This window comes from Flavobacterium sp. (assembly GCF_036515215.1).
Taxonomy (GTDB): domain Bacteria; phylum Bacteroidota; class Bacteroidia; order Flavobacteriales; family Flavobacteriaceae; genus Flavobacterium.
Window position 1 is genome coordinate 1 of sequence record NZ_DATBVQ010000140.1, and the last position, 19,125, is coordinate 19,125.

Sequence of the window (19,125 nt, forward strand, 5' to 3'; positions counted from 1 at the left end):
TGTGGTACCTCCAGGGATCGAACCAGGGACACATGGATTTTCAGTCCATTGCTCTACCATCTGAGCTAAGGTACCGTGCTTATTGCGGGTGCAAATATAGGATGATTTTTAGTATATCCAAAACATTTTTTTAAAAAAATCAATTCGTACCTTCGCGAAACCAAAATGGGAATTATGATTTTAACTGTCGATGTAGGGAATACTAGAATTAAAGCAGCTGTTTTTGAGGGGGATATCCTTTTGGAGCATTTTGTTTTCATGAAAAATGATCTTCAAAAAAACATTGAAAATATTTTAAAAAAATTTAAAAACACCACGCATTTAGTTGTTGCATCGGTCGGAAATGTGGAAAAAGATTCCTTTTTGGCTTTTAATGACGAGCTGATCGTACATTTTGTGACCCATAAGGACCCATTCCCTTTTGTCAATGAATACGAAACACCGCAAACTTTGGGAATTGACCGTATGGTCCTTGCTGCAGGGGCAATATTACAGTTTCCCAACCAGAACAGACTGGTCATTGACGTGGGCACTTGCGTGACTTACGATTTCATTGATGAAAACGATGTCTATCTTGGAGGGGGCATTTCACCCGGTTTGCGTTTGAGATATGAATCCTTGCACAATTATACTTCAAAACTGCCATTGTTGGAATTGGAAAATCCAAAGCATTTTGTCGGGGCATCAACTTCCCAGTCAATTCATTCCGGTATCGTTAATGGATTGGTCTATGAGATTGATGGTTTTATCGATGAATATAAAGGACTTTCATCAAATTTTATAATAATTTTAACGGGTGGAGACACAGATTTTTTGGCTAAACGATTAAAAAATACCATATTTGCCAATTCAAATTTTCTTATAGAAAGTTTGAATCAAACATTTCAATATAAAATCAACAATGATTAAAAAAATTATAGTAAGCGCCTGTTTACTTCTGTCGTTAGTTTCCTTTGCCCAGGAGGGAACCGCCTCCCCTTATTCTTACTACGGAATTGGAGATGTAAGATTCAAAGGAACAGTTGAAAGTCGTTCTATGGCCGGAGTAGCGGTTGAACAAGACAGTGTTCATATTAATTTGGAAAATCCTGCGAGTTTTGCAAATTTGAAACTTACCACTTTTACCCTTGGTGGTACTCTAAATACTGTACAATTAAAATCAGACACTAAGACCGAAAGTGCAAAAAGAACCACCCTAGACTACCTTGCGGTAGGATTGCCTTTGGGAAAATGGGGCGTTGGTTTTGGATTGATCCCTTATTCTTCTGTAGGATACAAGATTGAATCGCTTGCCGAGGACCTAAATACAAATAACAGACGTTATAGTGGTTCTGGTGGGTTGAACAAGGTTTTTTTAGGTGTTGGATATAAAGTAACTCCGGGACTCAGCATAGGTGCTGATTTTCATTATAATTTCGGAAAAGTAGAAACATCTAGCTTAGAGTTTATCACTGACGTTCCAGTAGGGACTCGCGAAATGAACACTTCGATTCTGTCAGGTGTTAATTTTAATGTTGGTGCCATGTATCAGACCAATATTAACAAAAAACTATCGCTATACACTGGCTTGAATTATACAATAGAAAACACGCTGCAATCTGAAAATACCAGAAACATATCTACAGTGATATCCAATGCAGGATTCGATTTGGCCGTAGTTGATGTTTTAGGAGAACAAAAAAGCAACGTTGATCTGTTGTTTCCTGGTAAAGTATCTTTGAGCGCGGGTATTGGGGAGGCTAAAAAATGGCTCTTTGGAGGCAAAATTGCTTATCAAAAAACAGCCGCTCAGGCAAACAGTTATAATGAATCCGATAATGTGGGTTATGGTAAATATGGAAGCGTAAGTCTTGGGGGGTATTACATTCCAAACTACAACTCCTTTTCGAGTTATACCAAAAGGATTGTTTATAGAGGAGGTTTGCGATATGAAAAAACGGGATTGGTTGTCAATTCTGAATCCATAAACGATGTGGGACTGACTTTAGGTTTAGGCTTGCCAATTACAGGGTTGTATTCCAACGTGAATGTAGGTTTTGAAATAGGCAAAAGAGGAACAACAAATGCGAATTTGGTTCAGGAAAATTATGCTAAGATTAGCGTAGGTTTTTCTCTTAACGACAAATGGTTTCAACAAAGAAAATTTGACTAAGATTAGTATATTTACCTATCACTTTGTCATTCTTGACGTATGATCTTATTAAAAAAACATAAAAGAGTATCCATAGTCACAGTTTTTGCTGTGACTATGTTTTTTGGTTGCGAAAGCAACTTTAAAGAGGTACAGAAGATAAACTTCAAGGAGTTTGTGCCCAGCGGCGATGCAGACAAGGTGAATTTAAAATACACGGATTCTGGCTTGATAAAAGTAATTTTGGTTAGTCCAAAAATGTTGGATTACTCCAGTGTCGATTTCCCTTTCACGGAATTTCCAAAAGGCATCGACGTTACTTTATATGATAATAAAGCCAAAACGACTCGCGTTACGTCAAATTATGCCGTGTCTTATAAGCTGACTAATATCATAGATTTGCAAGGTAAGGTGAAGATCGTCTCCCAGAATGGGCAGACGCTCGAAACGGAACAATTGTATTACGATCAGAAGAATGAATGGTTTTTTACTGAAAAAAAGTTTAAATTTACAGATCTGAAAGGGTCATCAAACGGACAGGGAATCGATTTCAGTAAAGATTTTACGATCATCAATTCACAAAGAATAATGGGCGAATTCGATTCCGCTGAATAAATATAAAAAAATACATTATGGGTTATTTAAAATTCACACCTTACATTTATCTTATTTTTGCCCTATACTTTATTTATGAGGGAATGGCAAAGTGGAATGATCCCGAAGCGACACCATGGTTGAGTTTTATGATTGGCGGATTGGCAATTTTCATGTTTTTCTTTAGAAGGAAATTCGCGAAAAAGATGGAAGACCGAAACAGCAAATCCTAATATATGGGAATTAGTATTATAATACTATGTTTAATATTAAGCGCTTTTTTTTCAGGAATGGAAATTGCATTTATTTCCTCCAATAAAATTTATCTTGAAATCGAAAAGAAACAAGATAATTTTCTTTCTAAAATTCTTACCAAACTTACCGAAAAACCATCTAAATTTATTGCAGCAATGCTTATTGGAAACAATATTGCTTTGGTTGTTTATGGGTTTTTGATGGGCGGACTATTGATGAACTGGATTGATTCGTTTCAGTACCATTTTTCGGATCTGTTGAACTTATTTATTCAAACAGTGCTTTCTACATTGATTGTTTTGATTACTGCGGAGTTTTTGCCAAAAGTCTTTTTCCAGATTTATGCCAATACGCTGATTAAGTTTTTTGCAATACCGGCATATATTTTCTACATCCTGTTTTATTTGATATCTTCCTTTTTCATATGGGTTTCGGATTTTGTTTTAAAGAAATTTTTCAGGACGGAAGGGGATCAAGTACAGCTTTATTTCAGTAAAATAGAATTGGGAAATTATATCACCGAGCAAATGAGCACGGTGGAAGACGACGATGATGTAGATTCAGAGATTCAAATGTTTCAAAATGCTCTTGAATTTTCAGGTGTTAAAGCCAGAGATGTCATGAGTCCACGAACTGAAATTGTAGCCATTGATTTATTTGATTCGATAGAGGACCTTAAGGAATTGTTTATTGAAACGGGATATTCCAAGATTGTGGTCTATGAAAATTCATTGGACGACATTGTGGGTTACGTGCATTCCTATGATTTGTTCAAAAAGCCTAAAAACATCAAGTCTGTTGTTATTTCTGTCGAATTTGTCCCGGAAACTATTTATATCAAGGATGTTATGAAGCTGCTGACCAAAAAGCGAAAAAGCGTGGCGGTGGTTCTGGATGAATACGGCGGTACATCCGGTATCGTTACTATTGAAGACATAGTGGAGGAATTGTTTGGCGAAATCGAAGATGAGCATGATTCTGATGAGGAACTGATTGAAAAAGAGTTAGGAGATGATACTTATGTTTTTTCGGCTCGATTTGATGTGGAATATTTGAACCAAACCTACAAACTTAATATTCCGGAAAGCGACTCTTACGGGACTTTGGGCGGTTTTATCGTCGATTTCACAAAAGACATACCTTTAAAAGGAGAGGTAATTACCATAGGGAGCTATCATTTCGTGATTTTAGAGGCCACAAACAAGAAAATAGAATTGGTCAAAATGACCGTAAAAGAGTGATTTATTTTAGAAAAATACTTTTTTTGTAAAATAAATCGCTACTAGTATAATTATTAATCATATAATTGTATTTTCGCAAACTGAATATAAAATTAACAACAGTAAAAATGGCAGTTTTATCAAATATTAGACAACGTTCCGCATTAATGATTGCAGTTATTGCATTCGCTTTATTTGCTTTCATCATCGGTGATTTATTTAACAGTGGTGGTTTTAGCAGTACCTCAAAAGATGTAGGTAGTATCAACGGAAAGGATATTTCATTCGAAGATTTTAGAATCAAAGTGGGCAATGTTGAAAAAAGCGGTCAAGGGATCACTTCTACGGCGGCGGCAAACAGAGTTTGGGATCAAGAAGTATCCGTTGCTTTGTTAACGTCTGAATTTGATAAGTTAGGTTTAAGAGTTGGTGAGAAGCACATAATGGAAGTTTTGAAAGCAGATCAAAATATTGGTAAAAACCCGATGTTTTTGAATGCGGCAGGAATGTTTGATGTTGCAAAATTCAAGGAATATTTCAAATCAAACCCTACACAAGCACAATACTTGCAAGAGAGAGAAAAAGACGCTGAGCTTAATGCCAAGTTTCAAATCTATAACACTTTGATTAAATCAAGTCTTTTTACCACAGAGAGTGAAGGGAAACTGAAATATGAAATGGAAGCCAACAAAGTGAACTTTGCTTATGTTGGGGGACTGTACTCAACCATCAAAGACAGTGACGTAAAAGTTACCGATGCTGAGATCACGGATTACATGAAGAAAAACGAAAAGAAATTCAAGGCGGATGAAAGCCGCGAAGTGGAATATGTTTTGATTGAGGATAAAGCTTCAAAGGAAGACGAAGCAGAAGTTAAAACGAAAATGGAAAGATTGTTGTCAGGAAGTGTTGTCTATAATCAAGCGACAGCCAAGAACGATACGTTGGCAGGTTTTAAATCGGCTAAAAACACAATTGAGTTCGTGAATTCAAATTCAGATGTTCCTTACGATTCTACCTATATAGCCAAAAAAGATTTGCCTGCAGTTGATGCGGACAAATTGTTTAATCTTGCCCCTGGTGAAGTTTACGGACCTTATGTATTTGGAAAATATTACGCGCTTTCAAAGTCTTTAGGGAAGAAATCCGGAGTTAACGCGAAAGCAAGTCATATCTTGATTAGTTATGAAGGTGCGCAAGTTCCTAACCAAAAAGAGAAAAGAACTAAAGAAGAGGCAAAAGCGAAAGCGGAATCTATATTGGCTCAAGTTCAAGCAAATCCAGATAGTTTCATGATGTTGGCTTTTTCAAGTTCTGATGATTCTTCAGCACAACAAGGTGGGGATCTGGGGTATTTTGGTCAAAATCAGATGGTGAAACCATTCAATGATTTCGTATTCAACAATGGTATCGGTAAAGTAGGATTGGTTGAAACTCCTTTCGGTTTTCATATTATCAAAATTACTGACAAACAGGACGGAATTCGTTTAGCGACTATCGCTCTGAAAATTGAGGCTTCGGAAGCGACTTCAGATAAGATGTTTACACAAGCGACCAAATTTGAAATGGAAGCTGCCGATAAAGATTTCGGGAAAGTGGCAAAAGAAATGGGACTTAAAGTTGAAGCGCCAGTTACTGTTCAAGCAATGGATGAGAATTTTGGACCTTTAGGGAACCAAAGATCAATCGTGAGATGGGCTTTTGAAGACAACACTAAAGTAGGTGCGGTTAAGAGATTTGAAGTGGCTAACTTAGGACACGTCATTGCAACCGTTAAAAATATAGATGATTCAGGCTTAGTTCCGATGAGTCAAGCGAGAGCTTATGTTGAGCCTATTCTTAAAAACAAGAAAAAAGCGGAATTAATCAAGGCTAAAATGTCAGGAAGTTCTTTGGAGGCGATTGCGAAATCGGTAGGGTCAACAGTGCAACAAGCTACTGATGTGACGATGCAAAATCCAGTTTTAGCTGGTGTTGGTCAAGAACCAAAGGTGGTTGGAACCGCATTTGCTTTAGCTGCAAATAAACTATCTGCTCCGATTGAAGGAAACACGGGAGTATATGTTGTAAAAAACAGTAGTGTCGTGAAAGCGCCAGCTTTGAAAGATCACGCTGCCTATGTTGCGCAATTGAAAGCGCAAGCTGCGGGAGACGTAAACAGAGTTTTGCCGGCCCTAAAAGATAATGCCGAAATTGAAGACAATAGAAAGCAGTTCAACTACTAAAAAGATTAAGTTAATATTATTTCAAAAAAAAACTCGATACCAAGTATCGAGTTTTTTTATGATTATTTTTTTGCGGGGTTAGCTGCGCAATATCATTTCTTCATAGGTTATAATGGTGCTGTATCCTTTTGCCGCAAAATAGGCACTTGGGTCGGTTTCGGCGATCACGAGTATGAAATCCCCACCCCAAGCACCAAGGCTTTTTATGGCACCGTCAAAATCAGGAAATAAAGATTCTTTTATGGTTTTCATTTCCAAAATGTTGCTCAAGTGTGCCTCGTGCTCTTCTATCGCAAAAGCAAAGGACTTTACGGTCGCTGCTTTCAGAACCTCAAAAGTTATTTTGTCGTTTAAAGCAATCGTTCTGTTGAGGTTGTTTTTTTTATCAATGTTATATGCCGCAATTGCGTCTTTACTACTTTGTTTTTTATTGAGATATACAAAATAGATGTCTTTAGTGAATGGCGGGTTAAAAACCGCTTTTTCAACAACAGGTTTTCCTTGTTCTAAATGATATAAAATAGGAGTGTTGTTTTGGGCGCAGGCAATATCGTAGCCACTTCCCCCAAAACTGTTTTTAAGAAGCGTAAAAGCATCAATTTGCAGCCATTGGGCGATGTTGTTTATCAAAGTGGACGAGGTGCCCAAACCCCAGCTTTTCGGGAATGCGAGTTCGGTGGTAATGCTGTATCCTTCTGATTTCGTTATGAAATCCGGATTTAATACAAATGCTTCGTGTAAAATAGCGATCAATGTTGCTTTAACGGATTCGCTCTCTGAATTTCTTTCTTTCAAAATGTCTGAAAATAAGATAGTGTCTTCAAACCATTTGCTTCCGTCTGCGTCATAACTCGTCCAGGATATCTGCTGGTTTGCGCCGTTTTCAACAATGAGGTTCTGCCCCAATTTCGTGGGTAAGGCAAATGCTTTACCGCCGTCCAGAACCAGGTACTCACCCGTAATCAAAAGTTTTCCGTTGCTGTAAAATGTTTTTTTCATTGATGCTGATTTTGTAGCAGTATGTTTTTTTTAGCCCCGATGGCAGCGGCATCCTTTGCTTGATTTCTTTAATCAAGTAAAGATTTAGCGGACAGCGGGAATAGCTCCTACCTATTATTTCCGTAGATTTTCGATCAATTCGACAACTGCGCTGTGGGAAACCGCATGCTGTTTAAAATGTTTTCGGATCAAAACACGTTCGTCGTCGCTTGCGTCAAATTGATTCAGGATGTTGTTCAAATGCATTTTCATGTGTCCGTCCTGTATCCCTGTTGTGGTCAATGAACGTAAGGCTGCGAAATTTTGCGCCAAACCGGCAACTGCAACAACCTGCATCAGCTCTTTAGCTGACGGGTTTTCTAGCATCTCCAGTGATAGTTTTACCAGGGGATGTAAGGAAGTCAATCCGCCCACGGTTCCCAACGCCAAGGGGATTTCCAGCCAGAATGTAAATATACCATTTTCGATTTTTGCATGGGACAAACTCGAATATTGACCCGATTTAGCAGCGTAGGCATGGATGCCCGCCTCAACGGCACGGAAATCATTTCCCGTAGCCAACACGACGGCGTCAACACCGTTCATGATGCCCTTGTTGTGCGTTACCGCGCGAAAAGGTTCCACTTCGGCAATTTGAACGGCTTGCACAAATCGCTCCGCAAACTCCTGCGGGTTTGTGATATGTTTTTCTGCTAATTCTGCTATAGGGCAAGAAACTTCGGCGCGTACGATGCAATTGGGCACGTAATTAGAAAGAATACTCATGATCACCTGAATGTTCTTTTCGGTTTCAGTAAAGAGGCTGTAGGCCAGCGCTTCTTCTTTCAGTGTTTTGGCAAATTGCTCTAAACAAGAATTGATGAAATTTGCCCCCATGCTGTCTTTTGTTTCAAAAGTGGCATGCAGTTGAAAGTAATCTGGTAACAGGCTTGTCTTGTCTTTCAACACGATATCGAGAATCCCGCCACCGCGTTTTTGCATGTTTTTGGTGATGCTTTCCGTATCTGCGAAAAACTTAGCCTTGGCTTGGACAAAGAACAGTTCGAGTTTCGAAATGTCGCCTTTAAATATAAAGTGCACTTGACCGATCTTTTCGGTATTCAGTACGTTGGCTTTAAATCCGCCTCGGGTCGACCAGAATTTAGCCGATTTGGAGGCCGCGGCAACGACAGAACTTTCCTCGATGGCCATCGGAATCGTGCTGTATTTTCCGTTAATTAGAAAATTAGGCGCTACTCCAAGGGGAATGTAGAAATTGGTTATGGTGTTTTCAATGAATTCATCGTGTAGCTTTTGAATTTTTTCATCTGAATTCCAGTAGTTTTTCAGCAGAATGATTGCTTGCGAAGGAGTTGAGAAATATTCCTTGGCAATCCAGTTAATTTTTTCCTCTTTGGATAATTTTGAAAAGCCAGTGACAGGGTTGTTCATTTTCAATAGATTATAGTAAAATTAGGTACAAAGATACATTTTTAGTGGTTTTGTGGCCATTATATTATCTTCATTAAGTAGCTTTTTTAAATATAGTTTTCAACATTTAACACATAAAAAGTGAGATAATTGCTAAATTTTCACTAAAATTGGACTCTTTTTTACGTATAAAACAATAGTATGAAATCTAAACAATTTTCGGTCTTATTTTTATTTTTGTGTTTTGCCGTTTTTGGGCAGCAAAAAATTTCAGTTGAAGAAATTTATAACGGAACTTTTCGTGCCCAGGGAATGGACGAATTGCAATCCATGAAGAATTCGAATCAATACACTGTGTTGAATTTTGACAGAGCGGCGAAAAGCATGCAAATTGATTTGTATGATTACGCGACTCTCAAAAAAACGTCAACAATAATAGATACAAAAGATCACGCTGGCTTGCCAATGATTGATGGTTATACTTTTGATCGATCCGAAAAAATGATCCTGTTGGCTTGCAACTCAAATCAGATTTTCCGTCATTCTTTCACTGCGGACTATTATTTATACAATACGGTAAACAAGCAACTAACTAATTTATTTGACTTTCAGGTACAAGAGCCTACGTTTTCACCAGACGGTAAAATGATTGCCTACGCAAAAGACAATAACCTTTATGTGTATGATTTGGGAACTAATAAATCAACTCAAATAACTACCGATGGAAAGAAAAACGCGATCATAAACGGTATTACGGACTGGGTTTACGAGGAAGAATTCGCTTTCGTGCGGGCTTTTGACTGGAGCGCCGACAGCAAGAAACTGGCTTATATTCGTTTTGACGAAAGCCAAGTTCCTGAATTCTCGATGTCGATCTTTGCTAAAGAATTATATCCTACCATTGAAACTTTCAAATATCCGAAAGCGGGCGAGAAAAATTCCGTTGTTTCACTACATATTTATGATGTCGCTGCGACCGCCACTAAAGATGTGAATTTGGGCAATTATAATGATTTTTATGTAGCTCGCATGCAGTGGACAAATGACGCGAATGTGTTGTCTGCACAAGTTTTGAATCGTCATCAAGATAATTTAGACTTGTTGTTTATTGATGGGGCAACAGCGACATCAAAAGTGGTTTTGAACGAAAAAGACAAAGCGTACGTTGATGTTACCGACAATTTGACTTTCCTGAAAGACAATAGTTTTATCTGGACCAGTGAGAAGAATGGTTTCAATCACATTTATTTGTACGACAAAAACGGAAAACTGAAAAATCAAGTGACAAGGGGAAATTGGGAAGTGACCTCTTATTACGGTTTTGACGAGAGAAAAAGCACTGTTTTTTATCAGTCTACCGAAAACGGATCCGTTAATAGAGCAGTTTATAGCATAGGGTTAAACGGTAAAAACAAAAAAGCGCTATCCGCACAAATGGGTACTAACAATGCCACTTTTAGTCCTAACTTCCAGTATTATATCAATACCTTCTCAAGCGCAACACAACCGACGACCTATACTTTAAACGAAGCGAAAACAGGGAAGCAACTGCAAGTTATTGAGAACAATGAGGCCTTGGCAGCAAGACTAAAGCCATATGATTTGCCGTCCAAAGAATTTTCTGTTTTAAAAACGGAAAAAGGGCATGAACTAAATGCCTGGATTATTAAACCGAAAAATTTTGACGCTTCAAAAAAATATCCTGTTTTTATGTATCAGTATTCGGGACCTGGATCACAACAGGTAGCTAATCAGTGGAATTCCACAAATGACTATTGGTTTATGATGCTTTCCCAACAAGGTTATATTGTCGCTTGCGTTGATGGTAGGGGAACGGGTTTTAAGGGGGCAGATTTCAAGAAAATAACTCAATTACAGTTGGGGAAATACGAGGTTGAAGATCAAATTGATGCTGCAAAGGTGATCGGGAATTATTCGTTTGTGGATAAATCCAGAATCGGTATATTTGGCTGGTCTTACGGTGGGTTTATGGCTTCAAACTGTCTTTTCAAAGGGAATGATACTTTCAAAATGGCGATTGCCGTAGCTCCGGTGACCAACTGGAGATTTTATGACAGTATTTATACGGAAAGATACATGCAGACCCCGCAGGAAAATGCAAGTGGATATGACGATAATTCTCCCATCAATTACGTGAACGGACTTAAGGGAAAATTCCTTTTGATTCACGGAAGTGGCGATGATAATGTACATGTTCAGAATTCGATGCAAATGATGGAAGCGCTGATTCAAGCCAACAAACAATTTGATTCACAGATTTACCCCGATAAAAATCACGGGATTTACGGAGGAATGACGAGAATACAGTTGTACAATAAAATGACTAATTTCATCAAGGAAAATCTGTAAACAGTCTGCTCTTGGTTTTACCTTTAATTAGAAATTAATGCAGGAAGTTAAATAATAAAAATACTAATCAAAATTCAAGATATGTCAAAAAATGCCTCAGAAGCTCATTCAGAATCGACCTTGTTCGGACATCCTACCGGATTGTTCGTATTGTTTTTCACCGAAATGTGGGAGCGTTTTTCTTATTATGGAATGCGAGCCTTATTGGTTTTGTATATGACAACAGAAACTATGGGCGATGCAAGAGGTCCGGGACTGGGATGGTCCAGCCAAGAGGCTTTGGCGTTGTACGGATGGTATACTATGTTAGTTTACGTAATGTCGATTCCGGGAGGGATGATAGCCGACAAGCTTTTGGGGCAAAAAAGGGCCGTGCTGTTTGGCGCAATCATTCTTTGTATGGGACATGGGATTTTAGTGTTTACCCAAACTTGGGCGTTTTACACCGGTTTGGGATTAGTGATTCTTGGGGTGGGGTTGTTGAAGCCTAATATTTCCACTATGGTTGGAGGCTTATATCCCCAAGGAGATATCCGAAGAGACAAAGGTTTCAGTATTTTCTACATCGGAATAAATACAGGTTCATTATTGGCCACAATGGTTATAGGTTTTGTCGTAATGAAATGGGGATGGCATGCCGGTTTTGGTTTAGCCGGAATTGCAATGCTTTTAGGGCTTATGGTATATGTTTGGGGACAAAAATTTCTAAGTCATGTTGGTAATTTAGAAGTTCAGGAAGCCAATACGGTGGACGAAAGTTCATATGGTCTTCTTTTTCAGAATCTTCTAAAATCTCAAAAACAATTATTGTTTACAGGAATTCTGTTAGTGTTATCTATTATTGGATGGTATAACTTAGGCTGGGCTTTCGGATTGTTGTTTTTATTTTTAACAATCATTGCGGCTTTAATGATGATGATTTACAAAGAGTTGGATTCACAAGTGGATAAGGATCGTTTTGTGGTTTTATTGCTTTCTTTTATCATGGTAATCATATTTTGGGGCGCATTCGAACAAGCGGGCGGTCTGATGAATTTATATACCGATACTAAAACGGATAGGGTGCTTTTAGGTTGGGAAATCCCAACGGTAATGTTTCAAAGCCTGAATGCCGGCTTTATTATTCTTTTTGCAACCGTAGTTGCCGGATTTTGGGCAAATCGTAAACTTAAAAACAAAGAGGCTTCTTCCATTTTTAAAATGGCAATGGGTATCATTATCATGGGTTTCGGATTTCTGTTTATGGTTTTCGCAGCTATGCAATTTGAAAAATCAGGATCTTCAAGTATGATCTGGTTAGTTATGGCTTACTTGTTTCATACTATAGGGGAACTTTGTATCTCACCTGTGGCCTTGTCTTTCATAACAAAATTATCTCCGGTAAAATACGCCTCATTGATGATGGGGGTTTATTTTGCGGCAACCGGATTAGGGAACAAGGTAGCTGGTATAATTGGCGAATCAGCCAGTGATTTGGGTGAATATTCAGTGTTTTTAGGAATATTAATATTTACGCTTGTTATTGGTTCCATATTTGTGATGTTGTTAAAACCTTTACAGCGTCTGACCCACGGCGCTGAGGATAACGAAAAATAATATTTATTTAACTAATATACTAAACTGATGAGTCAAAATACTTCAGACCAATTTTTTAAAGATACCGTTCTGGGACATCCGGCAGGATTGTTCGTTTTGTTTTTCACCGAAATGTGGGAAAGATTTTCTTATTACGGAATGCGTGCTTTATTAGTACTATTTTTAACTTCTTCCCTTGCTAAAGGGGGATGGGCTTGGAGCATCGAAGATGCCTTGGCTTTGTACGGAACGTATACCATGTCTGTCTATTTTACTCCCGTTATTGGAGGGTTTTTAGCCGATCGGTATTTGGGGTACAGATGGGCCGTTATTTTAGGGGCATTGGCGATGACCATTGGACATGCGTCCATGGCTGTTGAAACGCCGTTATTTTTATATATTGGTATAGGCTGCCTAATAATAGGTAATGGATTATTTAAGCCCAATATGACTTCTATAATTTCAAATGCTTATGAAAGCCACCCAGAAAAGAAAGACGGTGCATACTCACTTTATTATATGGGGGTTAATGCAGGTGCATTCTTAGGAATAATGCTATGTGGATATATTGGTGAAAAAATTTCTTGGAGCTGGGGCTTTGGTTTAGCGGGGGTTTTTATGTTCTTCGGAATGTTACAATTTTATTTCACTCAAAATATCTTTGGAGAGATTGGTTTAAAACCAACATCAGCTTCTAAACAAGAATCAAAAGACAAGGCGGCAAAAGATAATTTAGCGCCAAATATTGTTCGTGACAGGATTATAGCGGTGTTAATCTTTTCTGTTTTTACAGTTTTCTTTTGGGCCTCGTTTGAGCAGGCAGGTGGTTCAATGACCATTTTTGCCGAAAAATTTACCCAAAGAGAATTGTTTGGAAACAGTGCGACACTTTTTAAAATTGCAGATACATTGTTGACAATTGTACCTTTATTGATCATTACTTATGTATTGATTAAATTGTTTTCTAAAACTTTCAAAAAGTATTCTACCGGAAATCTTATTTTATCTTTAAGTTTCGTTATCATCTGGGGAATCGTTCTTTGGAAAGTGGGAAGAGAATTTAATGCAGTGGGAACGGAAGTGCCTGCAACATGGTTTGGAATCTTGAATTCCTTGTTTATTGTTGTATTTGCGCCTGTTTTCTCCAAGTGGTGGGAAAGCAAATACAACCTTTCCGGACCAATGAAGTTTGGTTTGGGTCTTACTTTATTAGGTTTAGGTTTTGGGTTTTTGGCGTACGGAAGTATGGGTATTGACACGGATTCAGTGATAAGAGTGAGCATGTTTTGGTTAATTGCAGCCTACTTATTCCATACTTTAGGAGAGTTGTGTATTTCTCCTGTAGGCTTGTCTTATGTAAGTAAATTAGTTCCCCCGGCCTGGATCGGAATAATGTTTGGAGTTTATTATTTATTCATTGGTATGGGTAATAAATTAGCGGGTTCAATGGGGGGAATGATTGAAACAATAACAACTCAATACAGTTTGTCTACTTTCTTCCTTATTTTTACTGTTGTGCCTATTGGTGCCGGATTAATAATGGTGCTATTATCCCCATTAATGAAAAAGTTAATGCACGGTGTTAAGTAAAAATTTAGCATTATATTTGTTATTGCATTATTAAAATAAGGAAATATGAAAAAGACACTTTTACTATTTGTATTGTTTTTTGGCATGGTTACGGCGCAGTCACAAGAACTGACTTGGCATACCGATGTTAAAGAGGCAATTTCTTTAGGAAATAAAGAGCATAAACCATTGTTGTTATTTTTCACCGGTAGTGATTGGTGTGGATGGTGTATCCGTTTGCAAAAAGAAGTGTTGTTGACACCGGAATTTGCTAAATGGGCTACTGCAAATGTTATTCTTGTCGAACTGGATTACCCAAGAAGAGTGGCGCAAACGCCCGAAGTAAAAAAACAAAATGGCGAGTTGCAACAAGCTTTCGGCATCCAAGGATTCCCGACAATTCATTTCGCTAACGGGACTGATATAGAAGGCAAGGTAAATTTTGAAGGTTTGGGAAATACCGGTTATGTGGCTGGCGGACCTATTGCTTGGCTTGCTGTTGCAAATGGAATTCTCAAGAAAAAATAATATAGTTCAATTTAGTTTAAAAAATCCCTTTTCTGCAACGGCGTGAAAAGGGATTTTTTGTTTCTCACAACTGGCTTTCCAATATTTTTGTAGCGTTTTGTAATTTGAGGCATCAGCAACCACCATTCTTGGTTTTAATATTCGCAGCATACGCTCCATATTTATTTTTGGCGATTGCGTAATTAGAATAATATCCGGTCGCAAGTCTTTTGGATAATGTCCCAGACTGTCCAAAATGAGAATCTTATTCCCGTTGAAATAAGCAATATTTTTAAGTTTCTCTTCGCTTTTCAATGTGCTGAAATTGGCAACCAAATAAGAATTCAGCACGCCATTGCTCTTGACTTCTTTTAGGGTGTTATCGTGTGTATAGAGAATGACGTTTTCCCCATCACGTGCTGTCACCATGGTGTTTTTTTTCAGGTTGAAGACAACCCATTCCCTTTGATTTTTAATGTCCCATTGGGTCTTCATGTAAGAAATCTGGATCGTCAGGAAAGAAATCAATACAATGAGGAGATTACCGTAGCTTGGTTTTTTGAACCAAATAATAGAAGCCACGATCACTAAATAGGAACTGACCATCAAATAGATGTTAAATGGAATGTCGCGAATTATAAACTCTTCAAAGGAAGCTATCGAATTGATTATTTTATTGAGCAGGTAGATTCCCCACTCCAATGGTTTAGACAGAAAAAGAGGGACAAAGTTAAAGGCGGCTAGAACCATAACCAATACTCCAAGAATCATGACGAAACTCAATATTGGTATGACGGCTAAATTTGTTATGAAGAAGAGGCCCGGGAACTGGTGGAAATAATAAATGCTCAACGGCAGAGTTCCAATTTGGGCAGCGAATGAAACGGTGAGGATTCCCCAAATGTATGAAAAGGCTTTTGTTTTTGGCGACCAGAGGGAGGCAAGAAGCGGTTGGAACCAAATTATAAAAAACAAAGCCATGTAACTCAGCTGAAATCCGACGTCAAACAGAAACGAAGGCTGGAAAAGCAAAATCAGGAAAACAGAAACCAGGATGGTATGGTAGATGTTGACGCTTCGCCTTAAATGGTATCCAATTGCCACAAACGAAAACATGGTGACCGAGCGTATCACAGATGGCGCTAGACCTGCGATTACCGCAAATGACGATAACGATCCCAGAATAATAATCAGCTTCATGATTGAACCCCTTCTGTTGTTAGGAATGGGTTTGAGCAGAAAAGTAATGAACAGCAAAATAAAACCGATATGAAGGCCGGAAACAGAGAGAATATGGATCGCTCCCGCATATTGGTAGTCTTGAATGATTTCAGGAGAAATATCCTGTTTCTGACCCATTATTAAGGCAATGGCGACGTTCAATTCCGTCTTGTTGAAATTGCTTTTTTGCAGATTATGAATTATTGATGTTCTGATTTTTGAACTATAATACCAAATGTCCTTTTTATATTTGGAGCCAACACCGATCGACTCTTTATCGGAATAGATCTGCGCATAGATTTGTTTCTTTTCCAGATAGGCGCCATAATCAAATTGGTCCGGGTTATTTGGGAGTTTGTTTTTAAATGCCATTCCTTTCATGCGAAGGGAAACCCCGGTTTCAAAAGTTTGATTCAAACTGTCTCTATGGACATTCAAAAGGATCCGGCCGGTACATTTTTTACTGCCTATTTTGTTGGTCAAAGCAATATAACGGTCATTCAAATTAGTGCTTTTTAGTTTCTCTCTTATAACAACTGAGATCAGTTGTGGTTTCTCAAAAAAGCTGTTTTCATGTATGTAATTGCTTTTTTGATAGTAATCGGTATGGACAATTTGTGTAGTTGCGCCAATTAAAAGGGACGCAATATAAGTGGCTATATTAAAGTAGATGGTATTGCCAGATTTGTTTTTATGGTCCAAATAAATAATCCCCAAAAGAAGGAGACTGATCAGAAGCAATCCAAACATAAATGTTGGGTCGGGTTTAAGGTAAAAGGCAGCCAGTATCCCCAGTATAAAACCAATTGTAATTCGGGCTATAGGGAACTGCAGTACTTTCATAGTCCTAAAGTACAGCTTTTTAGCAAAATAAAATTTATTTTTTTTTATTCTAAAATCCGATTTAGCTGAGCAAATGTTTTTCGGTAGTAGGGCTCTTTGGTAGAGGAAATAATTACTCCTTTTGAAGTGGAAGTATGAATGAATAGTATTTCATCGTCGTTAGCTTCTATCACTATTCCTACATGATTTATCTGTGATCGGTTATTCGTCTTGAAAAAGATTAAATCCCCTTTTTTAGCTTCATCAGTATTTTTTCCCAAATCGATTCCGGTTCTTGACTGTTCAATGGAAGTTCTAGGTAATTTAATGTCGAACATCCCAAAGGTGGAGCATACTAATCCTGAACAATCGTAGCCGGATGTGGTTGTCCCGGCAGTTTTGTATTTGATCCCGATATTTTTTGATGCCGAATCTATTATGCCGTCAATAAGTTTGTTCGTTTTTCTGGAGCTTAAATTAATGATGTTTTTGGCGGGGGACTTCTCCGTAGAAGTGACTATTGCCGAGGACGGTTTACAGGAAGTAAATAAGACAATCAAAAGCGATATGTACAGTAGTTGTTTCAAAAGATAGGGTTCGTTTTCGTTGAATTAAATTCCAACGTTATTTTAAATCAGTAACTATTAACTTGGCGGTTTTTTCACTAGCTCCCGATCCACCGAGCTTTTCTTCGAGCAAATCATATTTCTGCAAAAGCTGTTTGCGGTAGCTGGGCTCCAATATCTTTTGCAATTGGCTTCGGATATTTTTTGTATTGAAATCCTCCTGGATCAATTCAGTAACCACTTCCTCATCCATGATGAGATTTACAAGTGAAATGTATTTTAGTGTGATAATACGTTTTGCAATTTGGTAAGAAGCCCAACTACCCTTGTAGCAAACTACTTCAGGGACTTTGAAAAGAGCAGTTTCCAGTGTGGCCGTTCCTGAGGTGACCAGAGCGGCAGTCGCAATTTTCAATAAATCATAGGTTTTGTTCGAAATGAATTTTATGTTCCCGTCAGAAATGAACTTTTCATAGAAAGAATATTCCTGGCTTGGGGCTCCCGCAATCACGAATTGATATTCAGGGAAATCATCCACGACGCTCAACATTACGGAAAGCATTTTTGTGATTTCCTGTTTCCGACTGCCTGGAAGTAATGCGATAATGGGTTTTTCATTTAATTGATTTTCATCCTTGAAAACGATCGGGTCAACTATCGCTTGGTTGTGGATGGCGTCAATTAGTGGATGGCCCACAAATTCTACCGGGAAATTGTGTTTGTCCTCATAGAATTGTTTTTCGAAAGGCAGAATAACATACATTTTATCGATATCGCGTTTGATGTCTGTAATCCTATTCTCTTTCCAAGCCCATATTTGCGGCGAAATGTAGTAATGCGTTCGCATGCCGAGTTGTTTTGCCCATTTGGCAATTCGCATATTAAACCCGGGATAGTCAATAAATATAATTACATCAGGTTTAAATTCCAGAATGTCTTTTTTGCAAATCTTGATGTTGCCTAAGATAGTTTTCAAGTTGAATAGCACTTCGACAAATCCCATGAAGGCCAATTCTCTATAATGTTTCACCATCGTACCGCCAGTTGCTTGCATCAAGTCACCGCCCCAAAATCGGATATCCGCATTGCTGTCTTCCTTAAATAGAGATTTCATCAAGTTAGAACCGTGCAAATCGCCTGATGCCTCTCCGGCTATAATGTAGTATTTCATTTTTTAGGATGTGAATTGGTGATTTAATTTCTGCAAACAAAATTAGTTATTGAATGCAAGGAATCAAACTATTCTATTTTTTTTAAAGAACTAAAGTAAGTATGGCTATTAAAATGACTGCCAACAGGATGCCACGTGCCATCATCTCTTTGTTCAATTTCAATAGAACCGCAAAAATTATCAGGTCGAGAATACTACCCAAGGTAATCAATTTCCCCAGTGAACCTTGAGATTTCATCATTTGCACACCGGTAATAAAATCAAAATCAGTAAATATTTTGATAAACAGGAAACTGCCCAATAAAGAAGCGAAAATACCGATTAAGAATCCAAACAATAAGTCCGTTTTATTCATTCCATTTCCAGGTGTTAAGTAATTGTGCCGCATGATGCGCAGTCAAATCAAATTGAACGGGCACGACGGAAACATATCCGTTTCCGAGGGCCCATTCGTCCGTGTCTTCCCCTTTGTCCTGGTTTACGAACTCGC

At 38.1% G+C, this 19,125-nt stretch carries 16 protein-coding genes, 1 tRNA gene and 1 pseudogene; 10 read left to right on the plus strand and 8 right to left on the minus strand.

Features of this window, described 5'->3' with window-relative positions; translation table 11 throughout:
* Nucleotides 1-2 precede the first annotated feature (2 nt).
* Nucleotides 3-75, minus strand: a tRNA-Phe gene (locus tag VIH09_RS09760).
* Between the two features lie 99 nt (nucleotides 76-174).
* On the opposite strand from VIH09_RS09760, the gene VIH09_RS09765 reads away from it, so the two are divergent.
* The 6 genes from VIH09_RS09765 (at nucleotide 175) to VIH09_RS09790 (ending at nucleotide 6,425) form a co-directional block, all read left to right on the plus strand.
* Entirely contained in the window at nucleotides 175-909 is a 735-nt protein-coding gene (locus VIH09_RS09765) for a type III pantothenate kinase (protein WP_331580405.1), read from the plus strand.
* A complete protein-coding gene (locus tag VIH09_RS09770; RefSeq protein ID WP_331580407.1) occupies nucleotides 902-2,152 on the plus strand; it encodes a hypothetical protein in 1,251 nt (416 codons plus the stop codon). The genes VIH09_RS09765 and VIH09_RS09770 overlap by 8 nt, the downstream gene beginning before the upstream one ends.
* 39 nt (nucleotides 2,153-2,191) lie before the next feature.
* Nucleotides 2,192-2,746 (plus strand): LPS export ABC transporter periplasmic protein LptC, encoded by a 555-nt coding sequence (gene lptC, locus VIH09_RS09775; RefSeq protein ID WP_331580409.1) that lies wholly within the window; start codon nucleotides 2,192-2,194, stop codon nucleotides 2,744-2,746.
* 17 nt (nucleotides 2,747-2,763) lie between these two features.
* The gene (locus VIH09_RS09780) at nucleotides 2,764-2,958 is read left to right on the plus strand and encodes a hypothetical protein (protein WP_007137224.1); all 195 of its coding nucleotides are present in this window, start codon (nucleotides 2,764-2,766) and stop codon (nucleotides 2,956-2,958) included.
* Nucleotides 2,959-2,961: 3 nt separating this feature from the next.
* Nucleotides 2,962-4,221, plus strand: coding sequence for a hemolysin family protein (locus VIH09_RS09785; protein ID WP_331580413.1), 1,260 nt, complete (start codon nucleotides 2,962-2,964; stop codon nucleotides 4,219-4,221).
* Between the two features lie 107 nt (nucleotides 4,222-4,328).
* Nucleotides 4,329-6,425, plus strand: coding sequence for a peptidylprolyl isomerase (locus VIH09_RS09790; protein ID WP_331580415.1), 2,097 nt, complete (start codon nucleotides 4,329-4,331; stop codon nucleotides 6,423-6,425).
* Nucleotides 6,426-6,503: 78 nt separating this feature from the next.
* Here VIH09_RS09790 and VIH09_RS09795 read toward each other — a convergent pair whose 3' ends face one another.
* Together VIH09_RS09795 and VIH09_RS09800 are read right to left on the minus strand one after the other, a co-directional pair.
* Complete coding sequence (locus VIH09_RS09795) at nucleotides 6,504-7,424, minus strand: GYDIA family GHMP kinase (RefSeq protein WP_331580417.1); 921 nt, start codon at nucleotides 7,422-7,424, stop codon at nucleotides 6,504-6,506.
* 114 nt (nucleotides 7,425-7,538) lie between these two features.
* Nucleotides 7,539-8,855 (minus strand): hydroxymethylglutaryl-CoA reductase, degradative, encoded by a 1,317-nt coding sequence (locus VIH09_RS09800; protein WP_331580419.1) that lies wholly within the window; start codon nucleotides 8,853-8,855, stop codon nucleotides 7,539-7,541.
* Nucleotides 8,856-9,035: 180 nt separating this feature from the next.
* On the opposite strand from VIH09_RS09800, the gene VIH09_RS09805 reads away from it, so the two are divergent.
* The 4 genes from VIH09_RS09805 (at nucleotide 9,036) to VIH09_RS09820 (ending at nucleotide 14,876) form a co-directional block, all read left to right on the plus strand.
* On the plus strand, nucleotides 9,036-11,204 hold the full coding sequence (locus VIH09_RS09805; RefSeq protein ID WP_331580421.1) for a S9 family peptidase: 2,169 nt from the start codon (nucleotides 9,036-9,038) through the stop codon (nucleotides 11,202-11,204).
* An 81-nt stretch (nucleotides 11,205-11,285) separates the two neighbouring features.
* Nucleotides 11,286-12,800 (plus strand): peptide MFS transporter, encoded by a 1,515-nt coding sequence (locus VIH09_RS09810; protein ID WP_331580423.1) that lies wholly within the window; start codon nucleotides 11,286-11,288, stop codon nucleotides 12,798-12,800.
* 27 nt (nucleotides 12,801-12,827) lie between these two features.
* Nucleotides 12,828-14,369 carry a peptide MFS transporter gene (locus VIH09_RS09815; protein ID WP_331580425.1) on the plus strand — a complete coding sequence of 514 codons (1,542 nt, stop codon included), beginning with the start codon at nucleotides 12,828-12,830 and terminating at the stop codon, nucleotides 14,367-14,369.
* 45 nt (nucleotides 14,370-14,414) lie between these two features.
* Nucleotides 14,415-14,876 (plus strand): thioredoxin family protein, encoded by a 462-nt coding sequence (locus tag VIH09_RS09820; protein WP_331580428.1) that lies wholly within the window; start codon nucleotides 14,415-14,417, stop codon nucleotides 14,874-14,876.
* A gap of 6 nt (nucleotides 14,877-14,882) precedes the next feature.
* On the opposite strand, the gene VIH09_RS09825 is transcribed toward VIH09_RS09820, so the two are convergent.
* From VIH09_RS09825 to VIH09_RS09845, 5 genes and pseudogenes are all read right to left on the minus strand, one after another.
* Nucleotides 14,883-16,919, minus strand: coding sequence for a ComEC/Rec2 family competence protein (locus tag VIH09_RS09825; protein WP_331580430.1), 2,037 nt, complete (start codon nucleotides 16,917-16,919; stop codon nucleotides 14,883-14,885).
* Between the two features lie 44 nt (nucleotides 16,920-16,963).
* Nucleotides 16,964-17,485, minus strand: coding sequence for a C40 family peptidase (locus VIH09_RS09830; protein WP_331580432.1), 522 nt, complete (start codon nucleotides 17,483-17,485; stop codon nucleotides 16,964-16,966).
* Nucleotides 17,486-17,522: 37 nt separating this feature from the next.
* Nucleotides 17,523-18,635: a lipid-A-disaccharide synthase gene (gene lpxB, locus VIH09_RS09835; RefSeq protein WP_331580435.1), complete on the minus strand. Its 1,113-nt coding sequence runs from the start codon at nucleotides 18,633-18,635 to the stop codon at nucleotides 17,523-17,525.
* 82 nt (nucleotides 18,636-18,717) lie between these two features.
* Nucleotides 18,718-18,990 (minus strand): hypothetical protein, encoded by a 273-nt coding sequence (locus VIH09_RS09840; protein WP_331580437.1) that lies wholly within the window; start codon nucleotides 18,988-18,990, stop codon nucleotides 18,718-18,720.
* Nucleotides 18,983-19,125 (minus strand): annotated as a pseudogene (locus VIH09_RS09845) (5'/3'-nucleotidase SurE); the annotation flags it as partial. The gene VIH09_RS09840 and the pseudogene VIH09_RS09845, both read right to left, overlap by 8 nt.

What these genes read in the sequence shown, in the direction of transcription:
- VIH09_RS09820 (WP_331580428.1), top strand. Translation starts at nt 14,415, where the DNA reads ATGAAAAAGACACTTTTACTATTTGTATTGTTTTTTGGCATGGTTACG.
- VIH09_RS09840 (WP_331580437.1), bottom strand. Translation starts at nt 18,990, where the DNA reads ATGAATAAAACGGACTTATTGTTTGGATTCTTAATCGGTATTTTCGCT.
- VIH09_RS09770 (WP_331580407.1), top strand. Translation starts at nt 902, where the DNA reads ATGATTAAAAAAATTATAGTAAGCGCCTGTTTACTTCTGTCGTTAGTT.
- lpxB (WP_331580435.1), bottom strand. Translation starts at nt 18,635, where the DNA reads ATGAAATACTACATTATAGCCGGAGAGGCATCAGGCGATTTGCACGGT.
- VIH09_RS09805 (WP_331580421.1), top strand. Translation starts at nt 9,036, where the DNA reads ATGAAATCTAAACAATTTTCGGTCTTATTTTTATTTTTGTGTTTTGCC.
- VIH09_RS09800 (WP_331580419.1), bottom strand. Translation starts at nt 8,855, where the DNA reads ATGAACAACCCTGTCACTGGCTTTTCAAAATTATCCAAAGAGGAAAAA.
- VIH09_RS09825 (WP_331580430.1), bottom strand. Translation starts at nt 16,919, where the DNA reads ATGAAAGTACTGCAGTTCCCTATAGCCCGAATTACAATTGGTTTTATA.
- VIH09_RS09815 (WP_331580425.1), top strand. Translation starts at nt 12,828, where the DNA reads ATGAGTCAAAATACTTCAGACCAATTTTTTAAAGATACCGTTCTGGGA.
- VIH09_RS09810 (WP_331580423.1), top strand. Translation starts at nt 11,286, where the DNA reads ATGTCAAAAAATGCCTCAGAAGCTCATTCAGAATCGACCTTGTTCGGA.
- VIH09_RS09790 (WP_331580415.1), top strand. Translation starts at nt 4,329, where the DNA reads ATGGCAGTTTTATCAAATATTAGACAACGTTCCGCATTAATGATTGCA.
- VIH09_RS09795 (WP_331580417.1), bottom strand. Translation starts at nt 7,424, where the DNA reads ATGAAAAAAACATTTTACAGCAACGGAAAACTTTTGATTACGGGTGAG.
- VIH09_RS09780 (WP_007137224.1), top strand. Translation starts at nt 2,764, where the DNA reads ATGGGTTATTTAAAATTCACACCTTACATTTATCTTATTTTTGCCCTA.
- VIH09_RS09765 (WP_331580405.1), top strand. Translation starts at nt 175, where the DNA reads ATGATTTTAACTGTCGATGTAGGGAATACTAGAATTAAAGCAGCTGTT.
- VIH09_RS09785 (WP_331580413.1), top strand. Translation starts at nt 2,962, where the DNA reads ATGGGAATTAGTATTATAATACTATGTTTAATATTAAGCGCTTTTTTT.
- lptC (WP_331580409.1), top strand. Translation starts at nt 2,192, where the DNA reads ATGATCTTATTAAAAAAACATAAAAGAGTATCCATAGTCACAGTTTTT.